The sequence below is a fragment of the Vibrio sp. V42_P2S4T144 genome, from assembly GCF_009904715.1.
In the GTDB taxonomy this organism is placed as follows: domain Bacteria; phylum Pseudomonadota; class Gammaproteobacteria; order Enterobacterales; family Vibrionaceae; genus Vibrio; species Vibrio alginolyticus.
Genome location: NZ_WXWS01000208.1, coordinates 1 through 3,534 on the forward strand (window position 1 = coordinate 1; position 3,534 = coordinate 3,534).

General features: G+C 44.2%; 5 protein-coding genes. 3 read left to right on the forward strand and 2 right to left on the reverse strand.

Annotated elements, in window-relative coordinates; genetic code table 11:
* Window positions 1–816: porin (locus CAG68_RS07250; protein ID WP_161440971.1), on the forward strand; the 816-nt coding region annotated here is incomplete at its 5' end.
* Between the two features lie 124 nt (window positions 817–940).
* Here the strand turns inward: CAG68_RS07250 and CAG68_RS07255 are convergent.
* The gene (locus CAG68_RS07255) at window positions 941–1,687 is read right to left on the reverse strand and encodes a flagellar brake protein (RefSeq protein ID WP_042521645.1); all 747 of its coding nucleotides are present in this window, start codon (window positions 1,685–1,687) and stop codon (window positions 941–943) included.
* A 127-nt stretch (window positions 1,688–1,814) separates the two neighbouring features.
* Here CAG68_RS07255 and CAG68_RS07260 point away from each other — a divergent pair, with 127 nt between their 5' ends.
* Together CAG68_RS07260 and CAG68_RS07265 are read left to right on the forward strand one after the other, a co-directional pair.
* Window positions 1,815–2,090 carry a GNAT family N-acetyltransferase gene (locus tag CAG68_RS07260; protein ID WP_017635482.1) on the forward strand — a complete coding sequence of 92 codons (276 nt, stop codon included), beginning with the start codon at window positions 1,815–1,817 and terminating at the stop codon, window positions 2,088–2,090.
* Window positions 2,087–3,064, forward strand: a complete 978-nt coding sequence (locus CAG68_RS07265) for a phosphotransferase (protein ID WP_086047244.1) — start codon at window positions 2,087–2,089, stop codon at window positions 3,062–3,064. Before CAG68_RS07260 ends, CAG68_RS07265 begins: the two co-directional genes overlap by 4 nt.
* Before the next feature lie 46 nt (window positions 3,065–3,110).
* Here the strand turns inward: CAG68_RS07265 and CAG68_RS07270 are convergent.
* Window positions 3,111–3,534 (reverse strand): GNAT family N-acetyltransferase (locus CAG68_RS07270; protein ID WP_161440972.1); only part of this gene is annotated, 424 nt, incomplete at its 5' end.

Below are 3,534 nucleotides of genomic sequence, written 5' to 3' on the forward strand. Positions count from 1 at the left end.
GCAGAAGACCGTACTCGCATCCGTCTTAACTTCCTAGGCAAACAGGAAATCAATGAAAACCTATACGGCGTTGGTTTTTGGGAAGGTGAGTTCAAAACAAAAGAAGAAGGTGCCGTAGATAACAATAGTGATCTTGAAACTCGTTACGCTTATGCAGGTCTGGGTGGCAAATACGGTGAAGTAACTTACGGTAAAAACGACGGCGCACTAGTGGTTCTTACTGACTTTACTGACATTATGGCTTACCACGGTAACACAGCAGCACTTAAACTGCCTGTTTCTGACCGTACAGATAACATGCTGTCTTACAAAGGCCAATTCGAGCAACTAGCTGTACGCGCTAGCTACCGTTTTGCTGATCGCACAACAGATGCACAAGGCTTTACAGACAACGAGGAAGATGGCTTCTCTCTATCTGGTGTTTACGCGTTTGCTAACACTGGTTTTGAACTAGGTGCTGGTTACGCAGATCAAAACGACAGCGATGAGTTCATGCTGGTAGCTGCATACTCTGTAGGTGACTTCTACTTCGCTGGTAACTACACTGGCGCGGATATGGATGTTGCAGGTAAGACTTTTGATTACAAAGGCTACGAACTAGCCGCTGCTTACACTATGGGTCAAACTGTATTCACTTCTACGTTCAACAAAGGTGAACTAGAAGACGCAGATACTGTAGAAAACCTAGCTGTTGATGTAACTTACTACTTCAAGCCTAACTTCCGTGGCTACGCATCATACAACTTCGATCTAATGGATAACGAAGGCGCGGCTGAAAAAGATGAGCTAGCGCTAGGTCTACGTTACGACTTCTAAGTCATGACTCTTATCTAAGATACTGCCTTATTCTTAGTAAATAAAAACCCCTTACTGAAAAGTAAGGGGTTTCTTGTTTTCTAGCACTTCAAAGCTTCTTGATAAGCGATAGGGGTGATCAAATCTATCTTTTTAGTGTGAGCTTAGTACCATCAAATTTGAGGTGACTGAGGAGGTTTTTAGCGTTGTTTTTACCAACCTCATCAAACTCCATTCCGTAGCGAGCATAGTGCGTTGATTTTTGTAAATTACAAATACGACCTCGCAACGGCGCTAGCATACGACTTTCTCCGGGCATCGTTAGATCCAATGAAACGTGGTCACCAACCTGAAGTGGTCGGCTCATTGGTGATGTTACAAAACGACAGCCACTACGAGATAAATCTCTTATTTCGCATTCAGTTCGATAGGCTTCTAAACAAACACGCGCTCTCAAATTTACTTCGTAACGCACTTCTTTGCGAAGCTGAAAGACCTGCATAGTGTTGGGTAGGTCTAGCACCAAAATTGGGTACGGATCGCCTAGTCGATGCTGTAATTGGGCCCGAAATGGGATAACGGCCCCTTCACCTCGATGAGAGTAGGCTTTTACATTGATCCAAAAGCCTTCTTGAAAATAGAACTTCAAGTCTTCATCGGAGATGTTCGGAACCTCTATCAATGCAGTATTATTTGAGTGACAGCCAACAAATGTGCTGGTTGTAATAAACTTTGTACCAACGGGGGTGGTGACGTTTAAGCTCACTTCACTGCCATGTTCGACCATTGCCATTGCATCGGTGCTATTTAATGTACTTGCCTGACGTTCTGGTGCCTTCTTGCTTTGCAGAGGTAGCTTGCCGTCTCTGGCAATTGGGCTCATATTTCTCATTATAATTGTCGTACCTGATGTAAGAAGGTAATCGCGTGAGGCGAAGCAGCACTCTCGCATGGTATCGATTTTATTCAGTGATATAGTTTGATTCAATCAATCTGTAACAAAAATTAGAGAGCAAGATATGCATAAAGTAACTCATGAGACCACGAATAGTACATTCTGGGTTGATTTAGAGCAGGGTTATAAAGCCAAGGTGATTTATCAGCTTAAGGGTAATGTCATGCACATTACATCAACGGTTGTTCCTGAAGCACTGCGAGGTAAGGGGTACGGAAAAGTGATGATGGAAGCGGTGTTGCCAGAAATTGAGTCACTCGGTTATCAAATCAAACCAGTTTGCCCATATGTTATTCACTATATGGAGAAGAACCAAACGTGGTCACATCTGCTCGCATGATGAGTAACAACCACCAACGCTACCAAACTATTGGCCAGGAACTCAATCTCGGTAATTACCGCTCTGTAGAAGTCATACAATCGCTATGGGGAGGCTATGGGGAGTTAGTCCGAGTTACTTATTCTACTGGTTCGGTGATCATTAAGCATGTAAAACTCCCTAAGCCTTCAGAGCATCCTAGAGGCTGGAATACGGACCGTTCTCATCAAAGAAAGTTGCATTCTTATCAGGTGGAAGTGAATTGGTATGAGTATTTTTCCGGAGGGGTGGATACTCGCTGCCGAGTACCACAAGGTCTAAAAACGTTCCAATCGGAGAATGAATGGCTCATTGTGATGGAAGATCTCGCCGAGGTGGGCTTTCCAAAAGTCATCACAGATGCACAGCTAGAGCATCTACAAGCCTGCCTCACTTGGTTGGCGAACTTTCATGCGCGATACATCGATGTTCGTTCGGATAAGTTGTGGCATACCGGAACATACTGGCACTTAGCAACCAGACCCGACGAGCTTGAAGCATTGCAAGACACTGAGCTACAAAATGCGGCTCAATTGATTGATCAAACGCTTTCGCAAGCTAAGTTTAAAACACTAGTACATGGTGATGCCAAATTGGCGAACTTCTGTTTTGATGAAGAAGAATCAAGCGTTGCTGCGGTTGACTTTCAATACGTTGGATGTGGGTGTGCAATGAAAGATGTGGCACTGTTTATGAGTAGCGCCGTTAAGCCAGAACGTTGTGCAGAGATGGAAGTTTGGGTTTTGGATACGTATTTTGCTCAGTTGCAATACGCGCTAATGGTCTATCAACCGAATCTTGACCCTAATGAAGTCGAGCGTGAATGGCGTCCTTTGTTTGCTGTGGCTTGGGCAGACTTTCAGCGATTTGTGAAAGGTTGGAGTTCCGACCACTGGAAGATCAATCCCTACACAGAAGCATTGACTCGCAGAGCGTTGGCTTACTTACGAAAGTGAGTCGAAGTTTAAAAAGAAAAGCCTCCAATTAGTAGGAGGCTTTGTTTTATCTTTGGCCTGGTCTGATGCGCGCCATGTAATAGGTATTGATGAATTCACCATCACGGAAGGAACCGTCAATCGCTTCACCTTCAATTTGAAATCCATGCTTTTTATAAAGCCCAATGGCGGCGTCGTTATCGGCATTGACCTCTATTTGAATTCTTCTCACATTTAACCAGTTATCTGCTAGTTCAGTGACTGTTTCTATCAATTTGCTACCAATACCGAGTCCGTGGAAACTATCATGTACTCCGATGCCAAACGATGCCGTGTGCATCGTTCTTGGACGTAGAGAGTGGTGAAAGCCAATATTTCCGACGACTTTACCATCAATTTCAGCGACATAGCTATAAACACCATCAGGTATGTTTGACAATCTTTCCACCCACATCGCGAGCGAAGGCTTTGGGAGTTGCAGGGTTTCACGT

Excerpts from the sequence above, each read along its gene's own strand:
- CAG68_RS07255 (WP_042521645.1), bottom strand. The coding sequence starts at position 1,687 with ATGAGAAATATGAGCCCAATTGCCAGAGACGGCAAGCTACCTCTGCAA.
- CAG68_RS07260 (WP_017635482.1), top strand. The coding sequence starts at position 1,815 with ATGCATAAAGTAACTCATGAGACCACGAATAGTACATTCTGGGTTGAT.
- CAG68_RS07265 (WP_086047244.1), top strand. The coding sequence starts at position 2,087 with ATGATGAGTAACAACCACCAACGCTACCAAACTATTGGCCAGGAACTC.